Source organism: Mycobacterium sp. NGS66, from assembly GCF_059812225.1.
The window spans coordinates 551483-566827 of sequence record NZ_JCALCG010000002.1; the positions used below are offsets into that span (position 1 = coordinate 551483).

The 15345-nt window shown below is 65.6% G+C and carries 16 protein-coding genes and 1 pseudogene; 13 read left to right on the forward strand and 4 right to left on the reverse strand.

All coding sequences use genetic code 11. From position 1 onward, the window contains the following. Positions 1 to 5: 5 nt before the first annotated feature. Positions 6 to 1163, reverse strand: coding sequence for an acyl-CoA dehydrogenase family protein (locus tag AC5Y2L_RS07050; protein ID WP_499934103.1), 1158 nt, complete (start codon positions 1161 to 1163; stop codon positions 6 to 8). A gap of 196 nt (positions 1164 to 1359) precedes the next feature. Between AC5Y2L_RS07050 and AC5Y2L_RS07055 the strand changes: the two genes are divergently transcribed. From AC5Y2L_RS07055 to holA, 7 genes are all read left to right on the forward strand, one after another. Further along, entirely contained in the window at positions 1360 to 1596 is a 237-nt protein-coding gene (locus AC5Y2L_RS07055; RefSeq protein ID WP_499934105.1) for a hypothetical protein, read from the forward strand. After that, the gene (locus AC5Y2L_RS07060) at positions 1593 to 1928 is read left to right on the forward strand and encodes a type II toxin-antitoxin system PemK/MazF family toxin (protein WP_499934106.1); all 336 of its coding nucleotides are present in this window, start codon (positions 1593 to 1595) and stop codon (positions 1926 to 1928) included. Before AC5Y2L_RS07055 ends, AC5Y2L_RS07060 begins: the two co-directional genes overlap by 4 nt. 189 nt (positions 1929 to 2117) lie before the next feature. Further along, positions 2118 to 2957 carry a helix-hairpin-helix domain-containing protein gene (locus tag AC5Y2L_RS07065; RefSeq protein WP_499934107.1) on the forward strand — a complete coding sequence of 280 codons (840 nt, stop codon included), beginning with the start codon at positions 2118 to 2120 and terminating at the stop codon, positions 2955 to 2957. A gap of 77 nt (positions 2958 to 3034) precedes the next feature. Continuing rightward, positions 3035 to 4492 (forward strand): ComEC/Rec2 family competence protein, encoded by a 1458-nt coding sequence (locus AC5Y2L_RS07070; RefSeq protein WP_499934294.1) that lies wholly within the window; start codon positions 3035 to 3037, stop codon positions 4490 to 4492. Between the two features lie 33 nt (positions 4493 to 4525). After that, positions 4526 to 4789 (forward strand): FitA-like ribbon-helix-helix domain-containing protein, encoded by a 264-nt coding sequence (locus AC5Y2L_RS07075; RefSeq protein WP_499934109.1) that lies wholly within the window; start codon positions 4526 to 4528, stop codon positions 4787 to 4789. Then, positions 4786 to 5202 (forward strand): type II toxin-antitoxin system VapC family toxin, encoded by a 417-nt coding sequence (locus AC5Y2L_RS07080; protein ID WP_499934110.1) that lies wholly within the window; start codon positions 4786 to 4788, stop codon positions 5200 to 5202. Before AC5Y2L_RS07075 ends, AC5Y2L_RS07080 begins: the two co-directional genes overlap by 4 nt. A 597-nt stretch (positions 5203 to 5799) precedes the next feature. Next, positions 5800 to 6759, forward strand: coding sequence for a DNA polymerase III subunit delta (gene holA, locus AC5Y2L_RS07085; RefSeq protein WP_499934111.1), 960 nt, complete (start codon positions 5800 to 5802; stop codon positions 6757 to 6759). A 4-nt stretch (positions 6760 to 6763) separates the two neighbouring features. Here holA and rpsT read toward each other — a convergent pair whose 3' ends face one another. Then, complete coding sequence (rpsT, locus tag AC5Y2L_RS07090) at positions 6764 to 7027, reverse strand: 30S ribosomal protein S20 (protein ID WP_499934113.1); 264 nt, start codon at positions 7025 to 7027, stop codon at positions 6764 to 6766. A gap of 157 nt (positions 7028 to 7184) precedes the next feature. On the opposite strand from rpsT, the gene AC5Y2L_RS07095 reads away from it, so the two are divergent. The 4 genes from AC5Y2L_RS07095 to AC5Y2L_RS07110 are packed head-to-tail and all read left to right on the forward strand — an operon-like array spanning position 7185 to position 11325. Beyond that, positions 7185 to 8843: a circularly permuted type 2 ATP-grasp protein gene (locus AC5Y2L_RS07095; RefSeq protein WP_499934114.1), complete on the forward strand. Its 1659-nt coding sequence runs from the start codon at positions 7185 to 7187 to the stop codon at positions 8841 to 8843. Continuing rightward, on the forward strand, positions 8843 to 9820 hold the full coding sequence (locus AC5Y2L_RS07100) for an alpha-E domain-containing protein (protein WP_499934116.1): 978 nt from the start codon (positions 8843 to 8845) through the stop codon (positions 9818 to 9820). The genes AC5Y2L_RS07095 and AC5Y2L_RS07100 overlap by 1 nt, the downstream gene beginning before the upstream one ends. Continuing rightward, positions 9820 to 10659, forward strand: coding sequence for a transglutaminase family protein (locus AC5Y2L_RS07105; RefSeq protein WP_499934117.1), 840 nt, complete (start codon positions 9820 to 9822; stop codon positions 10657 to 10659). The genes AC5Y2L_RS07100 and AC5Y2L_RS07105 overlap by 1 nt, the downstream gene beginning before the upstream one ends. A 3-nt stretch (positions 10660 to 10662) precedes the next feature. Further along, positions 10663 to 11325, forward strand: coding sequence for a hypothetical protein (locus tag AC5Y2L_RS07110; protein ID WP_499934119.1), 663 nt, complete (start codon positions 10663 to 10665; stop codon positions 11323 to 11325). Here the strand turns inward: AC5Y2L_RS07110 and AC5Y2L_RS07115 are convergent. Further along, positions 11293 to 12135 carry a ribonuclease Z gene (locus AC5Y2L_RS07115; protein ID WP_499934120.1) on the reverse strand — a complete coding sequence of 281 codons (843 nt, stop codon included), beginning with the start codon at positions 12133 to 12135 and terminating at the stop codon, positions 11293 to 11295. The genes AC5Y2L_RS07110 and AC5Y2L_RS07115 overlap by 33 nt on opposite strands. Positions 12136 to 12266: 131 nt before the next feature. Here AC5Y2L_RS07115 and AC5Y2L_RS07120 point away from each other — a divergent pair, with 131 nt between their 5' ends. Next, positions 12267 to 12695: a CBS domain-containing protein gene (locus tag AC5Y2L_RS07120; RefSeq protein ID WP_499934122.1), complete on the forward strand. Its 429-nt coding sequence runs from the start codon at positions 12267 to 12269 to the stop codon at positions 12693 to 12695. A gap of 77 nt (positions 12696 to 12772) precedes the next feature. Here the strand turns inward: AC5Y2L_RS07120 and AC5Y2L_RS07125 are convergent, their stop codons facing one another. Beyond that, entirely contained in the window at positions 12773 to 13375 is a 603-nt protein-coding gene (locus tag AC5Y2L_RS07125) for a type II toxin-antitoxin system PemK/MazF family toxin (RefSeq protein ID WP_499934123.1), read from the reverse strand. On the opposite strand from AC5Y2L_RS07125, the pseudogene lepA reads away from it, so the two are divergent. Continuing rightward, positions 13354 to 15305, forward strand: a pseudogene (gene lepA, locus AC5Y2L_RS07130) (translation elongation factor 4). The gene AC5Y2L_RS07125 and the pseudogene lepA sit on opposite strands and share 22 nt — an antisense overlap. The last annotated feature ends 40 nt before the right edge of the window (positions 15306 to 15345 follow it).

A 15345-nucleotide genomic window follows, 5' to 3' on the forward strand; every position in this document is an offset into this window, starting at 1 on the left:
AATTTTCATAGGCCCAGAATGGTGGATGCGATGATGTTGCGCTGTACTTCGTTGCTGCCGCCGTAGATCGACGTCTTGCGGTAATTGAGGTAGCGTGGCGCGCTCGTCTGGGCCCAAGGGGGAGAGGCGATTTCGTCACCGTCCACCGGCAGCGCGTCGGGTCCGGCCACCTCGACCAGCAATTCGGTGGCCACCTGCTGCAGTTGGCTGCCGCGCAGCTTCAGCACTGACGACACCGGGTTGGGTTTACCGTCCGACGAGCTCGATACCACCCGGGCCTGGGTGAGTTCCAGTGCCAACAACTCGTTTTCGGCCTCTGCCAGGCGCGCCGCGAACAGTGGATCCGCGAGCAGGCCCGTCTCTGCGGCGTGCTTCTTCACTTCGGCCAGACGCACTTTGGTGCGGCCTACCCCGGCGATCCCGGTGCGCTCGTTGCCCAGCAGGAACTTCGCGTACGTCCAGCCCTGGTTCTCTTCTCCGACAAGCTGGTCGGCGGGTACGCGCACGTCGGAGAAGAACACCTCGTTGACTTCGTGGCCACCGTCGATCGTCTTGATGGGCCGCAGCGTGATGCCCGGCGTCTTCATGTCCATGAGCAGGAACGAGATGCCGGCCTGGCGCTTGGGCGCCTGCGGATCGGTGCGCACCAAGCAGAAAATCCAGTCCGCATACTGGCCGAGCGTGGTCCAGGTCTTCTGCCCGTTGACGACGTATGTGTCGCCGTCACGGATCGCGGTAGTGCGCAGCGACGCGAGGTCGGAACCGGCCTCGGGTTCGGAAAACCCTTGGCACCACCAGATGTCCATGTTGGCGGTCGGCGGCAGGAAACGTTCCTTGATCTCCTGAGACCCGAATTCGGCAATCACCGGGCCGACCATCTTGACGTTGAAGTTCAACGGCTCCGGGACGCAGGCCAATTGCATCTCGTCCAACCAGATCTGATGCTGTGTGGGCGTCCAGTCCTTACCGCCCCATTCGACCGGCCAGTTCGGCACCGCGAGACCGTGGTCGTTGAGGATCTTGTGGCTGGTGACCATCTGCTCGCGGCTCAGCGGTGAGCCCTGACGTACCAGCTCACGCAGTTCCTCGGGGATCTGCGTGGTGTAAAAGGTGCGAAGATCGTCGCGGAAGGCGGCTTCCTCGGCTGTGAGCGCCAGTTTCATCGCAGCTCCCTGTTCTTTGGTGCAGGGCCGTGCACTCGGGGTTCCATCTTGACCGTTACTGGTGAAGTTAACCATTGTGCGCATCGCTGCCGGGCTAACGGTTGGCGGGGCGAGTGGCTGCGTTCTTGCGGTTCAATGCTGGCATGTGGCGTTCGACAACCAGGCGCCCGGTCTACATATTGTCTACACTTGCTCCATGGCTTCCGCAGACACCACAACCATCCGAGTTCGCCGACTGGACTCCGAACGCCTCCAATCGCTCGCTCGGGACCATCACACCACCGTGGTCGAAGTGCTGGGTTCCGCGATCGATGCCTTGGAACGTCAGGATTTCTTGCGCGGACTTAACCAGGATTACCAGCAGTTGCGCGAAAATCCGCAAGCGTGGCAGCAGTACCTCGCCGAGCGCCAGGAGTGGGACGCCTTGGCTTGATTTGGCGCGGAGAGGTCTACAACGTCAACCTCGGCCAACCGATCGGACACGAGCCTGGCTTCGTTCGGCCTGCCATTGTGGTTTCGGTCGACCTCCTCAACAATGGACCCGGCGGGCTCGTTGTTGTGGTTCCCGTCACCTCCGTGGCCTACGGGTTGCGCAGCCACATCGAGGTCGAGCCGGGCAGTAGCGGATTGGGCCATACGTCATATGCGCGCTGCGACCAGCTCCGGGTCATTTCCATCGAACGTTTGGCCTCTCGGCTCGGCGTAATCGGGCTCGACCAGCTTCGATCCATCGACCAGGCATTACGATTCGTGCTCGACTTGTGAAGGTGTCCGGTCGTTTGATCCGTTACTGAGCCGCGGACGTCGTGACGCGCGTGTGCTCGCTAGCGGTGGCCGAGACGAAATTTACCTAGGGGGCGGATGCTTTTCACAGCCTCGGTTTAATCCACAACCGCATTCGTTGGGGGCCTCGGTCGGAGCCTTCGTATCGGTGGCCGCACCTACGGTCGGCGCATGCAAACAGAATTGCCCGCCCAGCGGCTACAGCGGCGATTAGGCGCCGATCCGGACGCCGACTCAGCCACCGGTGACGCTCATGAACCGGAAGAGGACCAGAACTCGTTGCTGCCACGCTGGCTTCCCGACGCGTCCGATGGCGGAGGCTGGCTGGCCAAGGTGCGCGCCGATCCTGGCCGCGCGGGTGCCATCGCCTTGGCTGTAGTGGCCGCGGTTGCGGTGCTGGTCACGGTGTTCACCGTGATGCGAGACCGGCCCGCCCCGGTGATGTCGGCGAAACTTCCTCCGGTGCAGCCTCTTTCATCGGCGAGCCCTCGTTCGTCGGCCAGTCCGAGCGCCGGCGCGGACCGGCCCGTCGTGGTCAGCGTGGTCGGCCTGGTGCACAAGCCAGGACTGGTGACCCTGACGCCCGGGGCGCGGATCGCCGATGCGCTGCAGGCCGCGGGCGGAGCAGTCGACGGCGCCGACACGATCGGGTTGAACATGGCCCGTCCGCTGGGCGATGGCGAGCAGATCGTGGTCGGGCTGGCCCCGCTGTCGGGGCAGCCGAAGGCGCTCGGGAGCACAGTGAGCCCGGGCACGGCCGCTGCACCGGCGTCCGGCCAGACTGAACCTTCGAAGGCTTCAACCAAGCCGAAGAGCGGTGAGGTGCTCGACCTCAACACCGCGACTGCAGAACAGCTGGACGCGCTGCCCGGGGTCGGGCCCGTCACCGCCGCCGCCATCGTGGCGTGGCGGCAGTCTCACGGAAAGTTCACCAGCGTCGACCAGCTAGCCGAAGTCGACGGCATCGGGCCGGCGCGGCTGGAGAAACTGCGTGCCCTGGTCCGTGTCTGACGTCGGTGTCTTACCGCGGCGAGCCGGGATCGGCGCGACTCGATGTGCGCCTGGTGCCCGCCGCGCTCACGAGCTGGATGGTGACTGCCGCCGGGATCGTGTGGCCGGTGGGCCGGGTGCTCGCGTGGTGCTGCTTGCTGCTGGCCATCGCGTCGGTTTTGGTGTGGTGGCGCGCGGTGCGTGGGGCGCGGATTGCGGCCATCGGCGCTGGCTTGGCGGCGGTTGGTGTCGTGGGCGCCGGGTTCGGGCTCGCGATCTCGTTGCGTGCCGATGCGGTCGCTCGCCACCCGATCACGGCCGCGTTTGGCGCTGCCGTTCCGGTGACCGTGACTCCCAGTGAGACCGCGGTGTCCCTGGGCTCTGGTCGTCTAATGTTTCGCGCGACGTTGCAGCGCCTACGCGACGACGAAATGTCCGGACGCATAGTGGTTTTCGCCCGTGTCTCGGAACTCGGCGACGTCATGGTCGGTCAACCGATTCGATTCACCGCGCGCATCAGCCGTCCTAAGCGGCATGATCTGACGGTCGCGGTCCTCAATGCGACCGGGCGGCCGACCGCAGGCGAGGCCAGTGCTGTTCAGCGCGCCGCCCATGCCGTTCGCGGCCGGTTCGCGGGGGCTGTCCGACAGGTGTTGCCCGCCGACGAGGCTGCGATGCTCCCCGCCCTGGTACTCGGTGACACCTCGGCGGTCACGGTCACGACCAGCCGCGACTTCAAGGCGGCGGGCATGACGCACTTGACGGCGGTGTCGGGCGCCAACGTGACGATTGTGTGCGGTGCGGTGCTGTTCTCGTCGCGGCTGATCGGCCCACGCTTTGCCGTACCGCTCGCCGCGCTGGCGCTGGTGGGGTTCGTCATTGTCGTGCAGCCGACGGCCAGTGTGTTACGGGCCGCAGTGATGGGCGCGATCGCCCTGGCTGCCGTGCTGTCTTCCCGTCGGCGCCAGGCAATTCCGGCGTTGTGCGCCACGGTGCTGTTGTTGATGGCGGTTGCGCCGCAGCTGGCGGTCGACGTCGGTTTCGCGCTGTCCGTTGTGGCGACCGGCGCGCTGGTGGTCATCGCGCCCGTCTGGTCACGCCGCCTGGTGAGGCGCGGCTGTCCCAAACCGCTGGCGGATGCCCTGGCCGTCGCGCTGGCGGCGCAGGTGGTGACCGCGCCGTTGGTAGCGGCGATCTCCGGCCGGTTCAGTGTCGTGGCGGTGTTGGCCAACCTTGCGGTCGCGGCCCTCATACCGCCGATCACCGTGCTCGGTACCGCCGCCGCCGTGTTGTGCGGGCTGTGGCCCGCCGCTGCCCAGCTATTGATCCGGTTCACCGGTCCCGAGCTGTGGTGGGTGCTAGGTGTTGCGCACTGGGCGGCCGGCATGCCGGGCGCGACGGTGCCCGTTCCAAAGGGCGTCCCGGGAGTACTGGTCGTCGGCGGCGTCACCGTGCTGGTGGTGGCTCTGTGGCGGTGGCGGTGGTTTCGGGTGGCGGCGGGTGCGGCAGCCGCGACGGCTGCCGTATGCCTGGTGGCCTGGTGGCTGTCGGGCTAGCAGACCGCGAAAGGGCAGATTAAAAGCGCTAGCATGATATCTTTTGGCGTGGCGCAGATACTCATACGGAAACTCGACGACGACACTAAAGCAAAGCTGCAGCGGCTGGCTCGCCAGCACGGACGCAGCACTGAAGAGGAAGTCCGGGATATTCTGCGGAACGCTGTCCGGAATGTCGACGATCCACCTCAGCGGCTGGGGTCCCAAATCGCGTCGCGCTTCAGCCGGGTGGGACTGAGTGGCGAGATTCCAGAGGTGCGCGGACAGTCCGCGCAACCGGCGCAATTCGAGTCATGATCCTGCTGGATACCAACGTGCTCTCCGCACTGATGCGGACCACACCGGATCCTGTCGTGCTCGACTGGCTCGACAACCAGCCAGTCGAATCGATCTGGACTACGTCCATAGCGGTCTTTGAGATCCGTGCTGGCATAGAGCTTTTGGAGCGCGGACGGCGTCGAAAGCAGCTCGAGCAGGCCTTTACCAAGCTGTTGACCGACGATCTCAGCGGGCGGGTTCAAACCTTCGATCAGGCGGCTGCCGTCGCAGCCGCGAGCATAGCGGCCAGCCGCCAACGCGCAGGTCGAGTAGCGGAGTTTCGTGATGTTCAGATCGCCGGCATCGCAGTTGCTCGTCATGCGACTTTGGCGACTCGCAACCCCCGTCACTTCGAAGGCACGGGCGTCGACCTGATCGACCCGTGGAATTGACCCGTTAGAGGCCACTTCAGCCATCAGGGCGGGCGCGGCTTTCCTCTAACGGGGCGCACCATTCCGATGGCTATCAGCACCGGGCCGACCACGAGAAAGAGCACCCCAACCTTCAACAGGATGTGGAGCCCAAACAGGAGTCCGGCGACGAGAAGAATGATGCCCAGGAGGACCAGAACCGCCCCGTCTGCTTAAAGGTCGCGGTTACCGTTTCGGCCGGTATGTCACACGAAGCGCCGGTGACTCGCACCGGCGTCTTCGCCGTTTCGGTGTACTCACCGCCCCACTGGCTCAGCTCGACGGTTGCCGGCGCGCCATACGTCACATTCCAGTCCCCGACGATCGGGTCGGAATTTGGCGCCGCTGAGACGTTGGCGCCGCTCGCAGAGATCACAGCACACGCGGCCGCCGCGACGAGGCTCTTCAGTGAATTACGGCGGTTCACAGCAGCCTCCAAGCAACCTCATATCTGAGTCAAACCTGCAGGAACACACGATAAGTCCGGCACAGGCCGGTTTGCGCCGAGGTCGTGGAAATTTGTTGCACCCTATCGGCGTCAACCACCAGCGCGTCACACCCACATGACACGATCGTGGGATGAGCGAACCGTCGCCGTTGCACCTGGTCCTGGGAGACGAGGAACTGCTGGTCGAGCGGGCGGTGGGGGAACTGCTGAAATCGGCGCGGCAGCACGCCGGGACCGACGACGTACCCGTCAATCGCATGCGCGCCGGTGATGTGACCACCCACGAGCTGGCCGAACTGCTCAGCCCGTCGCTGTTCGCCGACGAACGGATCGTCGTGCTGGAGGCCGCCGGGGACGCCGGCAAGGACGCGACCGCCATCATCACGTCCGCGGCGGCCGACATCCCGTCGGGCACCGTGCTGGTGGTGGTTCACTCAGGTGCCGGACGAGCGAAAGCCCTGGCCGGCGAGCTGCAAAAACTCGGCGCCACCGTGCACCCCTGCGCGAAGATCACCAAGCTCAGCGAGCGCATCGACTTCCTCCGCAACGAGTTCCGCTCCGTAGGCGTCAAGGTTGACGACGAGACCGTCACCGCCCTGCTCGACGCCGTCGGCTCGGACGTTCGGGAACTCGCGGCGGCGTGTTCCCAACTGGTCGCCGACACCGCGGGCAACGTCGACCCAGACGCGGTCCGGCGCTATCACAGCGGCAAAGCCGACGTGAAGGGCTTCGACATCGCGGATAAGGCCGTGTCCGGCGACGTAGCGGGAGCCGCCGAGGCGCTGCGGTGGGCGATGATGCGCGGCGAACCGCTGGTGGTCTTGGCCGACGCGCTGGCCGAAGCAATCCACACGATCGGCCGGGTGGGTCCGCTCTCCGGTGATCCCTACCGGCTGGCCGCCCAAGTCGGGATGCCGCCGTGGCGGGTGCAGAAGGCCCAGAAACAGGCCCGGCGCTGGTCGCGCGACAAGGTGGCAACCGCGATGAAAGTGGTGGCGGAGCTCAACGCCAATGTCAAGGGAGCCGTCGCGGACGCCGACTACGCCCTGGAATCCGCGGTCAGAAAGGTCGCTGAGCTGGCCCGGAGTTGACGGCTCAGCCGAGCTTGTTCAGGGTGCGCGCCAGCGCCGACTTCTTGTTGGCCGCCTGGTTCTTGTGGATGACACCCTTGCTGGCGGCCTTGTCCAGCTTGCGGTTGGTCGACACCAGTAGTTCGGCGGCCTTGTCTTTGTCGCCGGTGTTGGCGGCTTCGCGGAAGGCGCGGACAGCGGTACGCAGCGAGGACTTCACCGACTTGTTGCGCATCCGCGCGCGCTCGTTCGTGCGGTTGCGCTTCTGCTGCGACTTGATGTTGGCCACGCGTCTGTGTTCCTGTCTGTCCCTGCGTTGATTCGGCGACTTGACCGGGCGCTCAATGCCCCGTTCGCGACTGCCCAGGTTATCAGTCGGTTACGTTTTCTCCCAAAAAGGGAACTCGTCGCCTGCCACGACGCCGATCTGAGGCAGCATCTGAAAAGTGAGTCTTCCGAACCAGCTGGAGGAGACCAAGCAAGGGTCGCGCCGCCGCACACGCGCGCGTTCGGAACGCATCTTCGATGGATACAACACGTCGGACTCCTACTCCAACGCGTTCGATGAGATGTTCGATGCCCAGGGCAATGTCCGTGGCCCTTACAAAGGCATCTACGCCGAACTCGCCCCCGCCGACGCCTCCGATCTGAAGGCCCGGGCCGACGCCCTGGGCCGCGCCTTCATCGACCAGGGCATCACGTTCTCGCTGTCTGGCCAGGAACGGCCTTTCCCGCTGGATCTGGTACCCAGGGTGATCTCGGCATCGGAGTGGACCCGGCTGGAGCGCGGCATCACCCAACGCGTCAAGGCCCTCGAGATGTACCTCGACGACATCTACGGCGACCAGGAAATCCTGCGCGACGGCGTGATACCGCGGCGGCTGGTGACCTCCTGTGAGCACTTTTATCGCGAGGCCATGGGAATCGTGCCACCCAACGGCGTGCGAATCCACGTCGCCGGCATCGACCTGATCCGCGACGAACGCGGCGACTTCCGGGTGCTGGAGGACAATCTGCGTTCTCCGTCGGGCGTGTCCTACGTCATGGAGAACCGGCGCACCATGGCGCGGGTCTTCCCGAACCTGTTCGCCACCCATCGGGTTCGTACCGTCGACGATTACTCGTCGCACCTGCTGCGGGCATTGCGCAATTCGGCGGCCACCAACGAGGCCGACCCCACGGTCGTGGTGCTGACCCCGGGTGTCTACAACTCGGCCTATTTCGAGCACTCGCTGCTCGCCCGGCAGATGGGCGTCGAGCTGGTCGAAGGCCGCGACCTGTTCTGCCGTGACAACCAGGTGTACATGCGCACCACCGAGGGCGAGCGTCAGGTCGACGTCATCTACCGGCGCATCGACGACGCTTTCCTGGACCCACTGCAGTTCCGGCCCGACTCCGTGCTCGGGGTGGCCGGCCTGGTCAACGCGGCGCGGGCGGGCAATGTGGTGATCTCCTCCGCGATCGGCAACGGTGTCGGCGACGACAAGCTCGTCTACACCTATGTGCCGACGATGATCGAGTACTACCTCGGCGAGAAGCCGGTGCTGGCCAACGTGGAAACGTTCCGGTGCTGGCTGGACGACGAACGCGAAGAGGTGCTGGACCGCATCCGCGAATTGGTGCTCAAGCCGGTCGAGGGATCCGGCGGCTACGGCATCGTGTTCGGTCCGGAAGCCTCGGACAAAGAGCTGGCGGCCGTCAGCAAGAAGGTCCGCGACGATCCGCGCAGCTGGATCGCCCAGCCGATGATGGAACTTTCGACGGTGCCGACCCGTATCGAGGGGTCGTTGGCGCCGCGCTACGTCGACCTGAGGCCGTTCGCGGTCAACGACGGCAACGACGTGTGGGTGCTGCCCGGCGGGCTGACGCGGGTGGCCCTGGTGGAGGGCTCGCGGGTGGTCAACTCCAGTCAGGGTGGCGGCTCCAAGGACACCTGGGTGCTGGCGCCGCGCACGTCGGCCGCCGAGCGTGAGCTGGGCGCCGCCAAGGTGGTGCGCTCGCTGCCGCGGCCCCTGCCCGCGCAGCAGCCGGATGGTTCGCAGGCCGCCCAGCAGCCGGGGGCGGGACAACCCGAACAGCAGCAACAGCAGAAAGCGATCGACTGATGCTTGCTCGCAACGCCGAAGCGATGTACTGGATCGGCCGCTACGTCGAACGCGCCGACGACACCGCCCGCATCCTCGACGTCGCCGTACACCAACTGCTCGAGGATTCCAGCGTCGACCCGGATCATGCGTCCCGGCTGCTGCTGCGGGTCTTGGGCATCGAGCCTCCGGACGAGCCGCTGGACGTGTGGTCGTTGACCGACCTGGTCGCCTTCAACCCGAACACCCAGGGCGGCTGCTCGATCGTCGACGCGATCTCGGCGGCGCGGGAAAACGCAAGGTCGGCAAGAGAAGTCACGTCCAGCGAAACCTGGGAGTGCATCAACACCACCTACCACGCGCTGCCGGAACGCGAACGTGCCGCCAAACGCCTTGGGCCGCATGAGTTTTTGTCGTTCATCGAAAGTCGGGCGGCGATGTTCGCGGGCCTGGCCGACTCCACCCTCTCCCGCGATGACGGATACCGCTTCATGGTGCTGGGCCGCGCGATCGAGCGAGTGGACATGACCGTGCGGCTGCTGCTGTCCCGGGTGGGCGACAGCGCATCTTCGCCGGCATGGGTGACGCTGCTGCGCTCCGCGGGTGCGCATGACACATACCTGCGCACCTATCGCGGGGTGCTGGACGCTGGGCGGGTGGTCGAGTTCATGATGCTTGACCGGCTGTTCCCGCGGTCGGTCTTCTTCTCGTTGCGGCTGGCCGAACACAACCTCGAGGAGCTGCTGCACAACCCGCAGAGCCGGATCGGGGCCACCACTGAAGCGCAGCGGCTGCTCGGTCAGGCCCGCAGTGAGCTGGAATTCGTCCAGCCCGGCGTGTTGCTGGAATCGCTGGAAAACCGCTTGGCCGCCCTGCAGAGAACCTGCCGCGACGTCGGAGATGCGGTGGCGCTGCAGTACTTCCACGCCGCGCCTTGGGTCGCTTGGTCGGACGCCGGCCAGCGCGGGCAACTGCTGACCAGGCAAGGAGAGTCCTGATGTGGCGGATACGCGTGGTGCACACCACCGGATACGCCTACCAGGCGCCGGTGACGGCCTCCTACAACGAAGCTCGGCTGACACCGATCTCCAACACCCGGCAGAACGTCATCCTCAACCGGATAGAAACCGTCCCCGCCACCCGGTCCTACCGCTATACCGACTATTGGGGCACTGCCGTAACGGCTTTCGACCTGCACGCGCCGCACACCGAACTGACCGTGACGTCCTCGTCGGTCGTCGAAACGGAACGTCCGGAGCCGCCGACGGCCAAGACCAGCTGGGAAGAGCTGCAGTCGATGGCCGTGATCGACCGGTTCGACGAAGTGCTGCGGCCCACCGCATACACCCCGACAAGCAAACGCGTTGCCGCGGTGGGTAAACGGATCATGAAGTACCACGACCCCAGGGAAGCCGTCGTCGCCGCGGCCCGATGGGCCCGCAACGAGTTGGAGTATCTTTCGGGGACCACCGGTGTGCACTCGTCCGGGCTCGACGCGCTGGAGCAGGGCAAGGGCGTCTGCCAGGACTTCGCACACCTGACTCTGATTCTCTTGCGCAGCATGGGAATTCCGGGACGCTACGTGTCAGGATATCTGCACCCCAAACGCGACGCCGTCGTCGGCAAGACCGTTGACGGCCGCAGCCACGCCTGGATCCAAGCCTGGACCGGTAGTTGGTGGAACTACGACCCGACCAATGACACCGAAATCACCGAGCAGTATGTGAATGTCGGTGTCGGCCGCGACTACGCGGACGTGTCGCCGCTGAAGGGCATCTACTCGGGGCAGGGAGCGACGGACCTGGACGTAGTCGTGGAGACGACGCGGCTGGCCTGAATCATGGACCAGGCGCGCTCGCGGCCGATCGGCAACCCGCTGGTGGCGCTTTCGGTCGCGGGTATCGGGTTGCTATTCGGTGGGCTTGCTGCCGGGGTGGCGCTCGGCGGCGTGATGCCGTTGCCTTATGGGCCGCTGGCGCCGATCCAGGAGTACGTGCATCATCACCCGGGCGCAGTGCGGGTCATCGCCGTGGCGATGTTCACGTCGGCGGTGCCGTTGGCGGGCTATGCCGCCGTGGCCAGTGCCCGGCTGCGGCAGCTCGGCCTGACCGGGCCCCGACCGACGGTCGTGCTGACCGGGGGCATCCTGGCGGCCGGCTTCCTGGCACTTGCCGGCTTGGTGGGTTGGACGCTTACCCGCGCAGAAGTCAGCGCGGACGCCGGACTTGTCCGGGCGCTTTACGTCCTGGTGTTTCTGATCGGCGGTCCCGGGCACATCGTCGCGCTGGGTGTGCTGGTCGGCGGGCTGGCGGCTGGCCTCGGCCTACTTCCGAAACCGGTCGCGTGGATCGGCGTGGCGATTGCGGCGCTGGCCGGATCGGCGACGGCGGTGCTGGTCTGGACGCAGCTGGGCCCGATTCTTCCGATTGCTCGCGTGTTGACGCTGGCTTGGCTGGTGGTGGCCGGTGCGCTACTGCCGCGCCCGGATCTCGACGCGATGTAGGTCGTCACCGAGCTCGATCCGCCCGCTGAACTCCGCTGCGGCCAGCGCCCGCCACTGCTCTTCTTGGCCCGGCGCGATGCCCGGCACATAGTGCGTCATGACCAGGGTGCCCACCCCCGCGCGGGCGGCCGTCGCGGCCGCTTCCTGCACCGACGAGTGATAGTCGCAAACGTCCTTGATCCGCTGCTGGGGAGCATGGGTGAGAAGGTCTTTGCGAATCACCGTGTGCACCAACGCGTCTGCCCCGGCGGACAGTTCGTCCAGGGTGGCGCAGGGCACGGTGTCGCCGGCCAGCACCACTGACGCGCCGTCGGCTTGGACCCGAAACCCGATGGTGGGTGCCACCGGTCGGTGATCGGTGGGAGCCACCCGGATCGTCACGCCGTCGGCGGCCCACACCGGGCCCTCGGTATGTTCGCGGACGTCGACCGGCGGCGGCGCGGTCAAGTCGGCATGGTGGGCGATGCGGTAGCCGATGTCGCGGCCGAACGCGTGCAGCGTGGCGTCGACGGTTTCGGCGGTGCCCGGCGGCCCGATGATCTGCAGCGGTGCAGGATCGGCCGCGAAGTTGGTGACCCAGCGCGTGATCAGCACGTCGCCGAGATCGGCGATGTGGTCGCTGTGCAAATGCGTGAGCAGCAGGGCCGACAGCCCGGCGGCTCCCACCCCGACGGCCGCCGCGCGCTGCAACACACCACGCCCACAGTCCACCAAAAACACCTGCCCGCCGGCCCGTACCAGGGTCGACGGTCCGGCGCGGTTCGGGTCGGGGATGGGACTGCCGGTTCCCAGCAGGGTGATTTCGATCATGGCACCTATCCTTGCCCTTTCAGGCCCCGTCTGGCCTGCACCGACGGTCACAATTGGCGATGTGTTCTTTCGTGTCGGGTGAGTTAGCCGTAGCCTGGTGTGAAGCAGATCACCGGCGGCTGGAGGCCTTAATGCGGATCGCGGACGTCTTGCGGAACAAAGGCGCGGCGGTGACCACGATCAACCCTGACGCGACGGTCCGCGAACTGCTCGCCGGCCTGGCCGAGCAGAACATCGGCGCCATGGTGGTAATGGGCCCGGAAGGCGTCGTCGGCATCGTCTCGGAACGAGACGTGGTGCGGGAGTTGCATACCCACGGCGCCAGCGTGCTGTCGCGCCCGGTGTCCAAGATCATGACCACCGAGGTCGCCACTTGCACCAAATCCGACACGGTGGACAGCCTCAGCGTGCTGATGACCACGAACCGGGTGCGCCATGTGCCGGTGATGGACGGCAAGAAACTCATCGGCATCGTCAGCATCGGCGACGTCGTCAAGACGCGGATGCAGGAACTCGAGGCCGAACAGCAACAGCTGCAGTCCTATATCACTCAGGGCTGATCCTCGCCGAACGTGCTCTCAGGGCGAGAATTCGGCAATTTTCCCGCCGTGATTGCACGTTCGGCGAAACCCGACTCTCAACGCCAGGAGTAGTCGGCGCGCAGCCGTGCGGCGACCACATCGAAGACCTCGCGGTCCAAAATCGCGCCCTCCCGACGAATGCTCTCCTCGGGCACATCGAGCACCCGATCCAGCCGCACCCAGCTCTCCCTGCCCTCGTAATCCCAACTGCCACTACCGATTTTGACCCAGTCGCGGTCGCCGTCATGGCGCTCCTGACTGGACACCATCAGCCCCAGCAGGACGCTGCGGTCACGACCCACGACGAGCACCGGCCGGTCCTTGCCGCGGGTCGGGTCCTCCTCGTAGACCACCCAGGTCCAGACGATCTCGCCGGGATCGGCCCGCCCGTCCAGATTGGGGGCGTACACCAGTTTGCGGGCCCGCTGCGCGGTGGGAAAGCTGGTTTTGCTCACCGGCCGCCCCGCGGTGATTTCGGTCTGCGGTTGCGGTGTGACGGCGGAGATGACGTTGACGGTGACCTTGACGACCTGCTGAAGTTCACGCAGGACGGCCTGCGAATTCTGCAGTTGGCGGGCAAGCTTGGGAGCCCTGTTGGACACCAGGTTCTCAGCGAACTGCTGCAGCGTCTTCCACTGTGACTTGCGAGCGGACGACATATTCGCAGCATAGACGTGAGCGGTTCGATGCGGCCGTGTCCCAGATAGGCTGGACGGGCCGCACGCATCGTCAGCCCAGGAGATTCCCATCAGCAGTTTCGCCGACAAGACCTTCACCGCGCCGGCGCAGATTCGGAACTTCTGCATCATCGCTCATATCGATCACGGCAAGTCCACGCTGGCCGATCGGATGCTGCAGTTGACCGGCGTCGTCGACGAGCGGTCGATGCGGGCCCAGTACCTGGATCGGATGGACATCGAGCGCGAGCGCGGCATCACCATCAAGGCCCAGAACGTGCGGCTGCCTTGGCGCGTTGACGAAACCGATTACGTCTTGCACCTGATCGACACCCCCGGCCACGTCGACTTCACGTACGAAGTGTCGCGGGCGCTGGAGGCCTGCGAAGGGGCGGTGCTGCTGGTCGACGCCGCCCAGGGCATCGAGGCGCAAACCCTGGCCAACCTCTACCTCGCGCTGGACCGCGACCTGCACATCATCCCGGTGCTCAACAAGATCGACCTGCCCGCTGCCGATCCGGACCGCTACGCCGGTGAGATCGCACACATCATCGGCTGCGAGCCCCACGACGTATTGCGGGTGTCCGGCAAGACCGGGGAGGGTGTGGCCGACCTGCTCGACCATGTAGTACGCGAGGTGCCGCCGCCGCGGGGCGACGCCGACGCGCCCACTCGCGCCATGATCTTCGACTCCGTCTACGACATCTACCGCGGCGTGGTGACCTATGTGCGCGTGGTCGACGGCAAGATCAGCCCTCGCGAGCGCATCGCGATGATGTCCACCGGTGCGACCCACGAACTGCTCGAGGTCGGCATCGTCTCGCCCGAACCCAAGCCCAGCGAGGGCCTCGGTGTCGGGGAGGTCGGCTATCTGATCACCGGCGTCAAAGACGTCCGCCAGTCCAAGGTCGGCGACACCGTGACGACGGCCCGCCACGGTGCCAAGGAGGCGCTGACCGGTTACCGCGAACCCAAGCCGATGGTCTATTCGGGGTTGTATCCCGTCGACGGCTCCGAGTACCCCAACCTGCGCGACGCACTGGACAAGCTGCAACTCAACGACGCGGCGCTGACCTATGAGCCGGAAACCTCGGTGGCGCTGGGCTTCGGGTTCCGCTGCGGCTTCCTTGGACTGCTGCACATGGAGATCACGCGCGAGCGCCTGGAGCGCGAGTTCGACCTGGACTTGATCTCGACCTCGCCGAACGTGGTGTATCGCGTAACGAAGGAAGACGGCACCGAGATACTCGTGACCAACCCGTCGGACTGGCCTGAAGGCAAAATCCGCACGGTCTACGAGCCGGTCGTCAAGACGACAATCATCGCGCCCAGCGAATTCATCGGCACCATCATGGAACTGTGCCAGTCGCGGCGCGGCGAACTCGGCGGCATGGACTACCTGTCGCCCGAGCGGGTGGAACTGCGCTACACCATGCCGCTGGGCGAGATCATCTTCGACTTCTTCGACTCGCTGAAATCGCGGACCCGTGGCTACGCCAGCCTCGACTACGAAGAGGCCGGCGAGCAGGAGGCACAACTGGTCAAGGTCGACATACTGCTGCAGGGCGAGGCCGTCGACGCGTTCAGTGCGATCGTGCATAAGGATTCGGCGTTCGCCTATGGCAACAAGATGACCACCAAGCTCAAGGAGCTGATTCCGCGCCAGCAGTTCGAGGTGCCGGTGCAGGCGGCCATCGGGTCGAAAATCATTGCGCGCGAGAATATTCGGGCGATTCGCAAAGATGTGCTGTCCAAGTGCTATGGCGGTGACATCACCCGCAAACGCAAACTTCTGGAAAAGCAGAAGGAAGGCAAGAAGCGGATGAAGACCATCGGGCGCGTCGAGGTGCCGCAGGAAGCGTTCGTCGCCGCGCTGTCTACCGACGCCGGGGGCGAAAAGGGCAAGAAATAGCGAGCACTGGCCTACGATAGGCCGACAGAAGGGACAACGA